Below are 12,777 nucleotides of genomic sequence, written 5' to 3'. Positions count from 1 at the left end.
GGACATATGAGAACACTGTTGAAGTGGGTGCTGCGCATCGTTTTGATGCTGGTGCTGGCAGCGGTTGTTGTCGGGGTCTGGAAACGCGAAGAGATTCAGCGGTTAATGGCGGTGAACTCTTTGTTTTCCGAAGACAAAATCATCCACAACTTCTCAAATATGGATAAGGCCTTCCTGACCGTCGACCTGCCACGCGGCACCGGTCCGACATGGGAGCTGCCCTATGGTCCCGGCTTCGACCTGCCCGCAGGCACAGATCAGTGGATTGAGGAACGCGCCGTGACCTCGCTGCTCGTGATGCAGAATGGTGAGATCAGGTTTGAGGAGTACTATCTGGATACTGGGCCTGAGGACCGCAGGATCTCATGGTCGGTCGCAAAGAGCTATCTGTCGGCCTTGTTCGGTATCCTGATGGAGGAAGGCGCAATTACATCTCTGGATGATCCCGTTGTACAATATGCCCCCGAGCTAAAGGGCAGCGCCTATGAGGCCGCCACGATCCGCAACGTATTGAACATGGCCAGCGGCGTGACCTTTGACGAGGATTATCTGGACTACAATTCAGACATTAACAGGATGGGCCGCGTTGTGGCACTGGGCGGAGAACTGGATGATTTCGCCGCCTCTTTGCAGGACAGCTTCGCCACACCTGGCGAGGCCTGGCAATATGTATCGATCGACACTCATGTCATCGGGATGGTCATTCGCGGTGCGACCGGGCGCAGCGTGGCGGACCTGTTGACCGAGAAAATCATCCAACCGCTTGGGCTTGAACGGGATGGGTATTACATCACCGACGGCGCGGGTGTGGCCTTTGTGCTGGGCGGGCTGAACTTCACGACAAAGGACTTTGCACGTTTCGGGCAGCTGATTTTGCAGAACGGCGCGCGCGATGGGCAACAGGTAGTTCCAGCCGGATGGATCAGTGATTCAACATGGCCCAGCGCCCCCACTGAACCGGGCAAGATCGGATACGGCTACCAATGGTGGGTACCCGTTGACGCGCATGAAGGAGAGTTCATGGCGCGCGGCGTTTATGGGCAATACCTGTATTTCGACCAACCGCGCGGCCTGCTGATCGTCACAACAGGTGCCGATCGCAAATTCCGCGAACCGGGCGTCAGCGCGCAGAATGTCGAAATGTTCCGCAAGCTCGCGGAAAGCCTGTAAGGTGGCGGCATGCAAAAGCAAGACAGCATCAATGTCCTGGGTGGCGTGCTGGCACCCTGTTCGCGCGATCCTCTGACCGGGTTCTTCCGCGATGGTGCCTGCAACACCTGCCCTGAAGATCAGGGCAGCCACACGGTCTGCGCGGTGATGACGGCCGAGTTTCTGGCCTTCTCCAAATATGTCGGCAATGACCTGAGCACCCCACGCCCTGAGTTCGATTTCCCGGGCCTCAAGCCGGGGGACAGCTGGTGCCTCTGTGCGGGCCGTTTTCTTCAGGCCTACGACGAAGGCTGCGCCCCGATGGTACATCTTGAGGCGACGCACCAAAGTGCCTTGGATATCGTGCCGCTGGACGTTCTGAAAGCCAAACGGGTCGAAGACTAGATCGCTCTTGCCCGATACCCGCGGGATGTGCGCGATGGGGGGCCGGTGGGGAAACTGTGTTCAGCCAACAATTCCCAACCTGAGCGCGCCAGCATATCCGCCACCGCCTCAGGTCGATATGTCCGATGTCGCCACTGCAACCATATGATTGCATTGCACCAATGCGGTTTGCTTACGACCAACCACAACGCCGCGCCCGCGGCAGCCAGATCACGCATCCGGCGCAAGGCATCGACCGGGTTCGGGCAATGCTCCAATACATGTGCAGCTAAGATGCAATCAAAGGGCTGCGTCGCTTTGAAATCTTCCAGCCGAGTGTTGTCTATCGCCGCATCTATACCACGTTTGGCCAACGCGCTTTTGGCCTGACTCAGCATTTTCTCTGACGGTTCCAGCAAGGTTACCGAACCGTCCGTTTGAACCACCGCGCGCGCCTCAGCAAAGGCACCCGTTCCACACCCAACGTCGAGGACATTATGCCCGTAGTGCGCCGAGGGATCAGACGAAAGAAATCCAAGGTAGGCGTCGAAATAACCGAGCAACCGCATCTTGTCCGCCCATCCGGGCGCAGCGGCATCGTATTTCTGATCGAGCCGCTCAGACCTGATGGAATGGGACGGGTTGCGCATGGGCGCAACCTGACACAATTCAATCGGAACGCATAGCCCTAGGGTCAGTCAGCTGTACGCCCCTCAGTATCCGACATATCGAAGTTCAGATATTTCGCCACGGTCTGCACATCCTTGTCACCGCGCCCGCACATGTTCATGCAGATCAGGTGATCCTTTGGCAGCTCGGGCGCGATTTTCATCACATGCGCCAACGCATGGCTGGGTTCCAGCGCCGGGATGATGCCCTCAGTCGCGCAGCACAGCTGGAACGCCTCAAGCGCCTCTTTGTCGGTGATCGAGACATAGTTGGCGCGGCCAATCTCATGCAACCAGGAGTGCTCGGGCCCAATACCGGGATAATCGAGGCCGGCCGAAATCGAATAGCCTTCCAAAATCTGCCCGTCATCGTCCTGCAGCAGATAGGTACGGTTGCCATGCAGCACGCCCGGTCGACCGCCGGTCAGCGAGGCGCAGTGCTCCATTTTCTCGTTCACGCCTTTGCCGCCCGCTTCAACGCCGATGATGTTCACATCCTTGTCGTCAAGGAACGGGTAGAACAGCCCCATCGCGTTCGAGCCACCGCCGATGGCAGCGATGATGGTATCGGGCAGACGGCCCTCGGCTTTCATCATCTGCTCTTTGGCTTCCTTGCCGATAATCGACTGGAAATCGCGAACCATAGCCGGGTACGGGTGCGGGCCAGCCACGGTACCGATGCAATAGAAGGTGTCGCGCACATTGGTCACCCAATCGCGCAGCGCATCGTTCATGGCATCTTTCAGCGTGCCACGGCCCGAGGTCACCGGGATCACCTCGGCCCCCAACAGACGCATGCGGAACACGTTGGGGGCCTGACGCTGTACGTCATGGGCACCCATATAAACGATGCATTTCAGACCGAACTTGGCGCAGACAGTTGCAGTGGCGACGCCATGCTGCCCTGCTCCGGTTTCCGCAATGATCCGGGTCTTGCCCATACGGCGTGCCAGAATGATCTGGCCCAACACGTTATTGATCTTATGCGCACCGGTGTGGTTCAGCTCATCCCGCTTCAGATAGATTTTCGCGCCACCCAGATGTTCGGTCAGGCGTTCTGCGAAATACAGCGGCGAGGGGCGACCGACGTAGTTAGCCCACAGATCGTCCATTTCGGCCCAGAAAGTGGGGTCGTCCTTGGCTTTGTCGTATTCCTCTTCCAGCGACAGGATCAGCGGCATCAGCGTTTCGCTGACAAAGCGTCCGCCATAGATGCCGAAGCGACCCTGCTCATCCGGGCCGGACATGAAGGAATTAAATAGATCGTTAGCCATGGATATCTCCCTCGTCGTACCTGATGTTCATAGGAGGTAGCGCTAGGATTTGCCATCGCAAAACGTAAGCACGTGGTGCGGCAATGGGATCAGCTGGCAGCTTCGATGAAGGCGCGGATCAGCTCCGCGTCCTTGACCCCCGGAGCACTTTCGACCCCAGATGCAACGTCTACCTGACGCGCTCCTGTCATTCGAATCGCTTCGGCCACATTGTCAGGGGTCAATCCACCGGCAAGCATCCACGGCTTGCGCCAGTATTTTCGCCCTGCCAACAGGCGCCAATCAAACGCCAAACCGTTTCCGCCCGGCAAAACCGCGTTTTTCGGAGCTTTGGCATCGATCAAGAGCTGATCGGCCACTTCGCTATAGGTATCGATTTTGGCCAGATCCTCGGCCTCGGCCACGCCAATGACTTTCATCACTGGCAATCCATAGCGCTGCTTGATCTCTCGAACACGCTCAACGCTCTCACTGCCGTGTAATTGGAGCATATCGAACGGCGCAGATTGCGTGATGCTATCCAGAAGTTCGTCTGAAGCGTTCACCACCAGCGCCACACTTGCCACCCCTGCGGGAACTTCGGACGTCAAAGCGGCAACCTCGGCAGGTGCGACATACCGGGGTGATTTCGGGAAAAAGTTAAACCCCAAATAGCCCGCACCGGCATCTACCGCGGCGCGCACGTGATCAGGGGCGGTCAGGCCGCATATTTTGACACGAATATCAGAAGGCATGGTGGGGCCTCAGCTTGCCTCATCCAGCAGAGCCAGAACGTCATCCTGACCTTCATTCTGCTTTTTCTTGAGCTTTTTGACCTCGCGCTCAAGCTTGCGCACTTCGCCTGTCTTAACGGTCGCGTCTTTGCGGTGCTTGTGCTCGCGCAGCCATTCCCAGAGGAAGCCAATAACCAGACCGGCCACAACGCCGCCCAGCACCACCAGAAACAGCGGCAGGGATGTGGTCAGGTTGAACCCCAGCAATTCGGACAGAGCGTCCGGCATCAGTTTCAGTTCAACAATCTGGCGGTTGGCCAGCGAGACAGAAACCAGAATAATTCCCAAGGCAGCCAAAAAGGCGTAACGAATGTAGCGCATCATGGCTTAGGCTTTACCGTTCAAACGGTCCCTTAGCAACTTGCCCGTTTTAAAAAACGGAACACATTTTTCTTCGACCTGTACGGTCTCGCCGGTGCGGGGGTTACGACCTACGCGCGCATCACGCTTCTTCACCGAAAACGCGCCAAAGCCGCGCAGCTCGACACGGTCACCGCGCGACATCGCGTCGGTGACTTCTTCAAAGACAGTGTTCACGATCCGCTCGACGTCGCGTTGATAGAGATGCGGGTTTTCGTCGGCAATTTTCTGAATCAATTCTGAACGGATCATTCGCAATACCCTCCCAGGCGGACGATGTGACAAGCCTACTGTTCTGACAGTATAGGAAAAAACCCGGATCGGGGGAACGGATACTCTGCCAGCAAAGGCGGCATTTTGCGGCAAACTCACGCGAAATTTTGCCCGTGGGGCTGATTTACACACTTCAAGCGCGAATGATTGGCGAATTAAGCCGGTTATTTGGAAGATGTTGATTCGCAACAAAAACGGCCCCGCACTGGCATGCGGGGCCGAAATATCGGCTTGGGTTGAAGCCTTAGGCTTAGTCGCCGGACTTCAGCGCCGCACCCAGGATATCGCCCAGCGATGCACCCGAGTCGGAAGAACCATACTGTTCCACGGCCTCTTTCTCTTCGGCGATCTCGCGTGCCTTGATAGACAGGCCCAGACGACGGGTCTTGCTGTCAACGTTGGTGACGCGAACGTCGACCTTATCACCGACCGAGAAACGCTCGGGGCGCTGTTCGGCACGGTCACGGCTCAGGTCCGAACGACGGATGAACGACTTCATGCCTTCGTACTCGACCTCGATGCCGCCATCTTCGATTGCGGTGACTTCGACGGTGATGACCGAGCCACGCTTCACGCCGCCCACGGCTTCGGCGAACTTGTCACCGCCCAGGGCTTTGATCGACAGCGAGATACGCTCCTTCTCAACGTCAACTTCCGAGACGACGGCCGAAACCATGTCGCCCTTGCGGTAGTTCTGGATGGCATCCTCGCCACGCTCGTCCCAGGACAGGTCGCTGAGGTGAACCATGCCGTCGATGTCGCCTTCGAGGCCAATGAACAGACCGAATTCGGTGATGTTCTTGACTTCGCCTTCGACCTCGGTGCCCTCGGGGTGTGTTTCTGCAAACACTTCCCACGGGTTGCGCTGAGTCTGCTTCAGGCCCAGAGAAACGCGACGCTTGGCGCCGTCGATTTCCAGAACCATAACGTCGACTTCCTGGCTGGTCGAAACGATCTTGCCGGGGTGGACGTTTTTCTTGGTCCAGGACATCTCGGACACGTGCACCAGACCTTCCACACCAGCTTCCAGTTCGACGAACGCGCCGTAGTCGGTGATGTTGGTGACACGACCCTGGTGGACCGAGCCCAGCGGGTACTTGGCAGCAACCAGATCCCATGGATCTTCCTGAAGCTGCTTCATGCCCAGGCTGATGCGGTGGGTTTCTTTGTTGATCTTGATGACCTGAACCTTGATGGTTTCGCCGATCGTCAGGATCTCGGACGGGTGGTTCACACGGCGCCATGCCATGTCAGTGACGTGCAGCAGGCCGTCAACGCCGCCCAGGTCAACGAACGCACCGTATTCGGTGATGTTCTTGACGACACCCTCAACGGTCTGACCTTCGGACAGGTTGCCGATGACTTCTGCACGCTGCTCGGCACGCGATTCTTCCAGGATGGCGCGGCGCGAAACAACGATGTTGCCACGGCGGCGGTCCATTTTCAGAATCTGGAACGGCTGCTTCAGACCCATCAGCGGGCCAGCGTCGCGCACGGGGCGCACATCAACCTGCGAGCCGGGCAGGAACGCAACTGCGCCACCCAGATCGACAGTGAAACCACCTTTGACGCGACCAAAGATAGCACCTTCGACACGCTGGTCGTCGGCATATGCTTTTTCCAGACGGTCCCATGCCTCTTCACGGCGGGCCATCTCGCGCGAGATGACGGCTTCGCCACGGGCGTTTTCTGCGGCGCGCAGGTAAACTTCGACCTCGTCACCAACAGCGATTTCAGGAGCTTCGCCGGGATTTGCGAATTCTTTCAGATCAACGCGGCCTTCCATTTTGTAGCCTACGTCGATGATGGCTTGGCCGGCTTCGATCGCCAGAACCTTGCCTTTGACAACAGAACCCTCTTCGGGCGTGTCCATTTCGAAGCTTTCATTCAGGAGGGCTTCGAATTCCTCCATGGATGCGTTAGCCATGTGGCGTCATTTTCCTTTACAGTACGTTTTTGCTGGCCGAGCGGTTGTCTCCGCCGGTCTTGTTTCATGGTGCCTTCAGGCGTGACCCGGTGCGCCCCTGAGCAAACAAACACAAAGGGCCGAGGTTTCCCGGCCCTGCTCAGAAACGTCATCCGGACGTTGACCGCCCTTGTATCGACAGCGCGCGTATAGGCGGATTTCACCAGCAGCGCAAGGGCAAAGCCCATATTTCCAAGGCCCGGCCAGATATCGCCACCGTTGTGCACTTAGCCTTTTTGAACCCAGACCCTCGTATCCCGTTGCAGCATTGCAAGCTCGACTGCGTTCAGTCGAGCAATCGCGGTCGCGGGGTCACTGTCGCCACCTGTCTGCCGCCAGATTTTCAGGGCCGAGGTCGGGCTCCATGGCAGACAAGCCTGCGCCAACCACTGTCGCAGTGCTTGCGGCAGAGCATCATAGGTCTGCATCGGCGAACCCCGACGCCGACGACGCTTCAGATCACTACGAAGGTTACGAGCCTTAGCAGATGGACGCTGTTCAATTCTCGACTTTCTCATATCGTAATGATATTACATATCTAAATATCAAGCACAATGTAGATTGAACGGTCGCCAGGGCAAAATAGTCCCCCACTTTTACTGATAGTCATCATACGCGCAAAAACTAACGCCTCCGCGACGGTTATCGCGAAGGCAGAGGCTCAACTCACGGTCTCTATGCGTTTCTCAAGACACGCTCTGCACCAGGAGCAAAGGTCTTCTAGAACAGTTGCAGATCCTTCTGACCGCTTTGGATTTCTGCGAGGTTCGGCATGTTCTGGACCACCAAAGATGCAGGTTTCGCACCCGGCATCGCCACCGTCGGCTTCGCTGCTGCCTTTTTAAAGGCCGGTCGATCCAGCTCTCCCCGGATGTCGCGCAACAGATTCTTGTGGTCTGGCATCCTTTTTAGAACCTGCGCAAGATGCGCCTTCGCAGTCTTCATTCCCTGGAACCAGATCGGCTTCTTCAGCGGTCGCAGACGATCACGAATGCCGGGTCCATAGCCTGTATCATAGACCCGCTTGCCCAAAAGAACCGTTTGATAGACGCGATGGTCAAACAGGGTCGCGAACTCGATATCGTGCTCCATCGGCAAACGGTACTGCCACAAATCAAGATTCTCGGCCAAACGATCCGGCAACTTCATCTCGGTACGCGCGTCGATCCAATATTGGTCATCCGTACGATTGCCCAGCCGATAATGCAGACAGATGAACTCCAGAACTTCATTATAGAGCTTATCCATCTGGCGGTTGTATCTGTCTCTGAGCGACGGCTCTATGTCCTGAGTGGGCAAATGCTCGGCAAACCAGCGGATTGCATGATCAATCATATGGATCGCGGTGCTCTCCAATGGCTCGATGAAACCTCCGGACAGACCGATCGCCACACAGTTCTTGACCCATGCATTGCGCACACGCCCGACACGCATCGGGATTACACGCGGCGTCAGGCCCTTACCGCTGTCCCCCAGCCATTCAAGATACTCATCTGCCGCCTGATCGTCCGTGCGATGCGCGGATGAAAACACATAGCCCGTGCCGACACGGTTGTAGAGCGGTACCCGCCATGTCCAGCCTGCGCCAAGTGCCGTAGACCGTGTGACGCTTTCGATCTTTTCCGGATCAGGATGCTCGACCTGCAGGGCCATGGCGCGATCATTCGGCAGATATTCCGAATAATCCATAAACGGCTCGCCCAGAGCTTGGTTGATGATCAACCCCCGGAAACCGGTGCAATCGACCACCATCTCGATATCGTGACGGCCCTTCCGCTCCAGCATCAGATGGCTGACATTACCCTGCTCATCCAGCTCAACCGCTTGCACCTCATCCTGAATGTGCTCAACGCTGCGATTGGTACAGACCTTGGTCAGCATGCCCGCAAACTTCACAGCGTCCAGATGATAGGCATAGCCGAACCGCTGCTCGAACTCCGGGGCACCCAAAGGCCGCGCGCCCTTGCACAGACGTGCCAGATCATCATGCGGCGCGATGGACTGTGTAAAATCCCGATCGCCATTTCCAAAGCGCAGGAAATACTCAGCGGCCTCTAACCCCTCTATCATCTGGCCATGCGCAAACGGGTTCACATAATCGATGCGATTGCCCTTGGCATCGTTGTTCCAGTTGCAAAACTTCACTCCCAGCTTGAACGACGCGTTGGTTTCGCGGAAAAAGTCCCGCTCGGAAATGCCGGCCTGGCGCAGAGTGACCGGCATTCGTGGCACCGTGGCCTCGCCGACTCCGACTGTAGAGATATTGGGGCTTTCGATCAGGCATATGCGCGGGCGATCTTTGGGTCCCGACGTGCGGGAAAGCACCATCTCAAGTATCAGCGCGGTCATCCAACCAGCCGTGCCACCACCTACTATGGTGATCTTACGCAAACGATTATTCATATTATTCTGTCCCTGTTGGCTTGAGGGATTATTTAGCTGCTGCCCTTTTTTTGAGCTTTTTTGCAGCTTTCCCTCATGGCGTATCGGAAACTATAACAGCTTTCCCGCATCCAGCTAGGGTTAAGGCTTTTGGTGAGAGTGCCACTGTGGCTTCTTTGATCCGTGCTGACACAGCCGTAAGACCAAGGCGGTGCCAGAGCGAGAAGCGTCAGAGGCCGCCGCGCCGCGCTCCCACATCAACATGCTCTTATGATATCGGCGAATATGGAGAACTCTGCCGATCTCAGATCTCCTCGCCCTTCTTCAGAAGGTCTTCGATCAGATCGCGCTGCAAATCATGACTGTCGCCCCCGCCGAACTCCGCCGCTCCCCCGGAATACAGGGTGCCGTATGTATTGGCGATATTCACAGTCTGGGCCAACCCTGAGATCAGTTGGTCCCTTTGCAATGGAGACAATGGGTGAATATACGCAGCCCATAAGGTGCCATTGGCAATGGCGTACCGTGCATCCAGCGTACTGTCGAAATTCGCCTGCATCACGCGTTGCAGATCTTTAGGCGATAAATCCGCGGCCCGCCCAATCGCAACCATCGCGCGCATCCGATCCGCATTGGTATCCGTCACGACAAGCACTGTTACGTCCGAGACCGTCATTTCAAATCCCGGCCCAACCGGTCGCGCCTCAGGATCGAGCGCGAAGATGATCTTGCCCAGACGCTCGTAAGTCATCGGAGGTTCAGCCTCAGGCGTCGGGGCCTCAGCCTCTTGTGCGGCAAGCCCGCCCGCGACGAAGAACAAAATCAATGCTAGTCGGATCATGAGGCCACTCCTGCGATTGCCCCCTGACTTTAGGCGGCAAGACAGCGGCTGGCTAAACAAAGCTGTGTGAACAGTTTTTACGACAAATCCAGCCATTCGAATGATCTGCAATGTTTCACGGCATATCTGCAATTAAACGTCCGATCAGATCCTCCTAACCTTGTCACATCGGTCGAGGTGCACACTGACCCCGATCTGAAAACAGAAAGGACTACTGCCATGAAATCTCAGTTTCTCACTGCACTTGCTGTAACACTGGCCCTGACGGCTCCGGTTTTTGCGGCGGATGAAATCAACGTCTCAAAAGGCATCTCAGCGGCTGGTGCCCCCCTGGCCGCACATGGTGTCGATCTGGTCGCGCTCGTTACCAACGGCAACCCGGTTGAAGGTTTTGCCACCCACTCTGCCACCTATGACGGCGCGTCTTACTATTTCACCAGCTCGGAAAACCGCGAAGCGTTCGAGGCCAATCCGGCGGCCTATCTGCCTCAGCATGGCGGCTACTGCTCGTTCGGTGTGTCCGTAGGCAAGAAGTTCGATGGTGACCCGGATCAATACCTGGTTGCGGACGGCAAGCTGTACCTGTTCCTGAATGCCGAAACCCGCACCGCGTTCCTGAAGGACGTCACCGGCACCGCGAAAACCGCGGACGACCAGTGGGCCAACATCAAGAGCATCGCAGTCGGCGAACTGTAAACCTTGTTGGTGCCCGTGGCGAAGCTACGCCGCGGGCATTTTTTCTGCGATGAGCGAGATGGCCTGCGCCAACGCTTCGTCAATGCTCAGCTCAGAAGTATCCAGTAGAATGGCATCTTCGGCTGGTTTCATCGGCGCAGTGCTGCGCTCGGCATCCCGCGCATCGCGTTCGCGCACATCGGCCAGAACTTGCTCTGGCTTCACATCCGATCCCTTGGCGCTGAGCTCACGATACCGGCGCTCGGCCCGAACTTCGGCGCTGGCGGTAACGAACAGCTTCACCTCGGCTTCGGGGCAAATCACCGTGCCGATATCGCGCCCATCCAGCACAGCGCCTCCGGCGCGACGTGCAAAGCTGCGTTGGAAGTCCACCAAAGCGGCGCGGACCTCGGGTATCACAGCCACTTTGGACGCAGCCTGCGCGATCTCGGCGGTGCGCAGATCACCCCGCCCAAGTTCTTCCGCCGTCAGGGCCTGCGCTGCTTCGACCGGGTCTGTACCTTCGAGAGTGCGCCGACCGACAGCACGGTACAAAAGACCCGTATCCAGATGTGCGAAACCGAAATGCGCGGCCACACCTTTCGAGATGGTCCCCTTCCCCGCCGCTGCCGGGCCGTCGATTGCGACGGTAAAGCTCATGTGCGTTCGACCCTGGCCCCCAGCGCAGCCATCAATGGCTCGAAGATCGGGAAAGAGGTCGCGATGGGGCCGCCATCATCTACCGAAACCGGAGCTTTGGCGCCCATGCCCATCACCATGAAGGACATGGCGATGCGGTGATCCAGAAAGCTTTCGCAGGTGCCGCCGCCGGGAACGTTGCCGATGCCCAGGCCTTCGACCGACCACCAGTCTTCGCCCTCTTCCACGGTTACACCATTGGCGCGCAGACCTTTGGCCATGGCGTCGATCCGGTCGCTTTCCTTCACGCGCAGCTCTTTGACGCCACCCATCATGGTGGTTCCGGTGGCATTCGCGGCAACGACAGACAACACCGGATATTCGTCGATCATCGAGGCCGCACGTTCCGCTGGCACCTCGATCCCATTCATGTTCGGAGAGTATTTCGCCCGTAGGTCGGCAACAGGTTCGCCACCCTCTTCCCGCTCGTTTTCATAGGTCAGGTCGGCACCCATTTCGCGCAACGTGGTGAACAGGCCCGCGCGCGTCGGGTTCAGACCGATGCCGGGAACCAGCACATCCGAGCCCGGTGTGATCAGCGCGGCGCAAACTGGAAAGGCCGCACTGGACGGATCGCGCGGCACGGCGATGACCTGGGGTTTCAGCTCTGGCCGGCCTGTTAGAGTGATAACGCGCCCTTCCTCCGTGTCTTCGACAGTGATCTCAGCACCAAACCCGGCCAGCATGCGTTCCGAGTGATCGCGGGTCGCCTCTTTCTCAATCACCACAGTCTTGCCGGGCGCATTAAGACCAGCCAGCAACACAGCCGATTTCACCTGCGCCGATGGAACTGGGACTTCATATCGTACCGGAGTGGGATCCGCCGCGCCGATGATCGTCATCGGCAAGCGCCCACCAGATCGGCCAACGGACCGCGTCCCAAACAACGAAAGCGGCTCGGTGACCCGCGCCATCGGGCGTTTGTTCAAGCTTGCATCGCCGGTGAACGTTGCCGTGATCGGGCACGTCGCCATCGCGCCCATGATCAACCGCACACCGGTGCCGGAGTTGCCGCAATCAATGACCTGATCCGGCTCGGCAAACCCACCGACACCCACGCCGTGCACCGTCCATTCACCACCGCCGTGATCCGTCACTTCAGCCCCAAAGGCGCGCATGGCTTTGGCGGTGTCCAGAACATCCTCACCTTCTAGCAGGCCCGAAATCCGGGTCTCACCCACAGCCATCGCGCCCAGGATCAGCGACCGGTGCGAGATCGACTTGTCCCCGGGCACCTCTGCCGTGCCGGTCAGCGGGCCGCAGGGGTGCGACGTCATCGGGATGGGCGTGCCGTGTCCGGACATGGGGGCTCCTGTTTTCGCTATCAGTTCAA

General features: G+C 57.8%; 14 protein-coding genes. 3 read left to right on the top strand and 11 right to left on the bottom strand.

The window, feature by feature from the left end:
- The first annotated feature begins 6 nt into the window (after positions 1 to 6).
- Both ACR0AZ_RS01160 and ACR0AZ_RS01155 read left to right on the top strand, forming a co-directional pair.
- Positions 7 to 1,170, top strand: a complete 1,164-nt coding sequence (locus tag ACR0AZ_RS01160; RefSeq protein WP_480666572.1) for a serine hydrolase domain-containing protein — start codon at positions 7 to 9, stop codon at positions 1,168 to 1,170.
- Positions 1,171 to 1,179: 9 nt separating this feature from the next.
- A complete protein-coding gene (locus ACR0AZ_RS01155; RefSeq protein ID WP_480666571.1) occupies positions 1,180 to 1,554 on the top strand; it encodes a DUF2237 family protein in 375 nt (124 codons plus the stop codon).
- Here the strand turns inward: ACR0AZ_RS01155 and ACR0AZ_RS01150 are convergent.
- The 9 genes from ACR0AZ_RS01150 to ACR0AZ_RS01110 all read right to left on the bottom strand — a co-directional run bounded on the left by ACR0AZ_RS01150 (position 1,551) and on the right by ACR0AZ_RS01110 (position 10,070).
- Positions 1,551 to 2,183, bottom strand: a complete 633-nt coding sequence (locus tag ACR0AZ_RS01150) for a class I SAM-dependent methyltransferase (RefSeq protein WP_480666570.1) — start codon at positions 2,181 to 2,183, stop codon at positions 1,551 to 1,553. The two genes, ACR0AZ_RS01155 and ACR0AZ_RS01150, sit on opposite strands and share 4 nt — an antisense overlap.
- A gap of 44 nt (positions 2,184 to 2,227) precedes the next feature.
- Complete coding sequence (trpB, locus tag ACR0AZ_RS01145) at positions 2,228 to 3,475, bottom strand: tryptophan synthase subunit beta (protein WP_480469077.1); 1,248 nt, start codon at positions 3,473 to 3,475, stop codon at positions 2,228 to 2,230.
- Positions 3,476 to 3,564: 89 nt separating this feature from the next.
- Positions 3,565 to 4,209, bottom strand: a complete 645-nt coding sequence (locus ACR0AZ_RS01140; protein ID WP_480666568.1) for a phosphoribosylanthranilate isomerase — start codon at positions 4,207 to 4,209, stop codon at positions 3,565 to 3,567.
- 9 nt (positions 4,210 to 4,218) lie between these two features.
- Positions 4,219 to 4,569 carry a LapA family protein gene (locus tag ACR0AZ_RS01135; RefSeq protein WP_480471878.1) on the bottom strand — a complete coding sequence of 117 codons (351 nt, stop codon included), beginning with the start codon at positions 4,567 to 4,569 and terminating at the stop codon, positions 4,219 to 4,221.
- Between the two features lie 6 nt (positions 4,570 to 4,575).
- The gene (gene ihfB / locus ACR0AZ_RS01130) at positions 4,576 to 4,860 is read right to left on the bottom strand and encodes an integration host factor subunit beta (RefSeq protein ID WP_008758048.1); all 285 of its coding nucleotides are present in this window, start codon (positions 4,858 to 4,860) and stop codon (positions 4,576 to 4,578) included.
- A 271-nt stretch (positions 4,861 to 5,131) separates the two neighbouring features.
- Positions 5,132 to 6,808 (bottom strand): 30S ribosomal protein S1, encoded by a 1,677-nt coding sequence (rpsA, locus tag ACR0AZ_RS01125; protein ID WP_039532111.1) that lies wholly within the window; start codon positions 6,806 to 6,808, stop codon positions 5,132 to 5,134.
- 266 nt (positions 6,809 to 7,074) lie between these two features.
- Positions 7,075 to 7,365 (bottom strand): DUF6525 family protein, encoded by a 291-nt coding sequence (locus ACR0AZ_RS01120; protein WP_480666567.1) that lies wholly within the window; start codon positions 7,363 to 7,365, stop codon positions 7,075 to 7,077.
- A gap of 202 nt (positions 7,366 to 7,567) precedes the next feature.
- Entirely contained in the window at positions 7,568 to 9,250 is a 1,683-nt protein-coding gene (locus ACR0AZ_RS01115) for a tryptophan halogenase family protein (protein ID WP_480666566.1), read from the bottom strand.
- Positions 9,251 to 9,533: 283 nt separating this feature from the next.
- Positions 9,534 to 10,070 carry a hypothetical protein gene (locus ACR0AZ_RS01110; RefSeq protein ID WP_480469073.1) on the bottom strand — a complete coding sequence of 179 codons (537 nt, stop codon included), beginning with the start codon at positions 10,068 to 10,070 and terminating at the stop codon, positions 9,534 to 9,536.
- 219 nt (positions 10,071 to 10,289) lie between these two features.
- On the opposite strand from ACR0AZ_RS01110, the gene ACR0AZ_RS01105 reads away from it, so the two are divergent.
- A complete protein-coding gene (locus ACR0AZ_RS01105) occupies positions 10,290 to 10,766 on the top strand; it encodes a YHS domain-containing (seleno)protein (protein WP_480469072.1) in 477 nt (158 codons plus the stop codon).
- Positions 10,767 to 10,790: 24 nt separating this feature from the next.
- On the opposite strand, the gene cmk is transcribed toward ACR0AZ_RS01105, so the two are convergent.
- Both cmk and aroA read right to left on the bottom strand, forming a co-directional pair.
- Positions 10,791 to 11,405 carry a (d)CMP kinase gene (cmk, locus tag ACR0AZ_RS01100; protein ID WP_480666565.1) on the bottom strand — a complete coding sequence of 205 codons (615 nt, stop codon included), beginning with the start codon at positions 11,403 to 11,405 and terminating at the stop codon, positions 10,791 to 10,793.
- Entirely contained in the window at positions 11,402 to 12,748 is a 1,347-nt protein-coding gene (gene aroA, locus ACR0AZ_RS01095) for a 3-phosphoshikimate 1-carboxyvinyltransferase (RefSeq protein ID WP_480666564.1), read from the bottom strand. The genes cmk and aroA overlap by 4 nt, the downstream gene beginning before the upstream one ends.
- Between the last annotated feature and the right edge of the window lie 29 nt (positions 12,749 to 12,777).

This window comes from Ruegeria sp. BE3 (assembly GCF_056538865.1).
This window is presented reverse-complemented; position numbering and strand designations above follow the sequence as displayed.

Coding starts and splice junctions, on each gene's coding strand:
- ACR0AZ_RS01135 (WP_480471878.1), bottom strand. CDS start 4,569: ATGCGCTACATTCGTTACGCCTTTTTGGCTGCCTTGGGAATTATTCTG.
- rpsA (WP_039532111.1), bottom strand. CDS start 6,808: ATGGCTAACGCATCCATGGAGGAATTCGAAGCCCTCCTGAATGAAAGC.
- ACR0AZ_RS01140 (WP_480666568.1), bottom strand. CDS start 4,209: ATGCCTTCTGATATTCGTGTCAAAATATGCGGCCTGACCGCCCCTGAT.
- trpB (WP_480469077.1), bottom strand. CDS start 3,475: ATGGCTAACGATCTATTTAATTCCTTCATGTCCGGCCCGGATGAGCAG.
- ACR0AZ_RS01110 (WP_480469073.1), bottom strand. CDS start 10,070: ATGATCCGACTAGCATTGATTTTGTTCTTCGTCGCGGGCGGGCTTGCC.
- ACR0AZ_RS01155 (WP_480666571.1), top strand. CDS start 1,180: ATGCAAAAGCAAGACAGCATCAATGTCCTGGGTGGCGTGCTGGCACCC.
- cmk (WP_480666565.1), bottom strand. CDS start 11,405: ATGAGCTTTACCGTCGCAATCGACGGCCCGGCAGCGGCGGGGAAGGGG.
- ACR0AZ_RS01115 (WP_480666566.1), bottom strand. CDS start 9,250: ATGAATAATCGTTTGCGTAAGATCACCATAGTAGGTGGTGGCACGGCT.
- ACR0AZ_RS01105 (WP_480469072.1), top strand. CDS start 10,290: ATGAAATCTCAGTTTCTCACTGCACTTGCTGTAACACTGGCCCTGACG.
- ACR0AZ_RS01120 (WP_480666567.1), bottom strand. CDS start 7,365: ATGAGAAAGTCGAGAATTGAACAGCGTCCATCTGCTAAGGCTCGTAAC.
- ACR0AZ_RS01150 (WP_480666570.1), bottom strand. CDS start 2,183: ATGCGCAACCCGTCCCATTCCATCAGGTCTGAGCGGCTCGATCAGAAA.
- ACR0AZ_RS01160 (WP_480666572.1), top strand. CDS start 7: ATGAGAACACTGTTGAAGTGGGTGCTGCGCATCGTTTTGATGCTGGTG.
- aroA (WP_480666564.1), bottom strand. CDS start 12,748: ATGTCCGGACACGGCACGCCCATCCCGATGACGTCGCACCCCTGCGGC.
- ihfB (WP_008758048.1), bottom strand. CDS start 4,860: ATGATCCGTTCAGAATTGATTCAGAAAATTGCCGACGAAAACCCGCAT.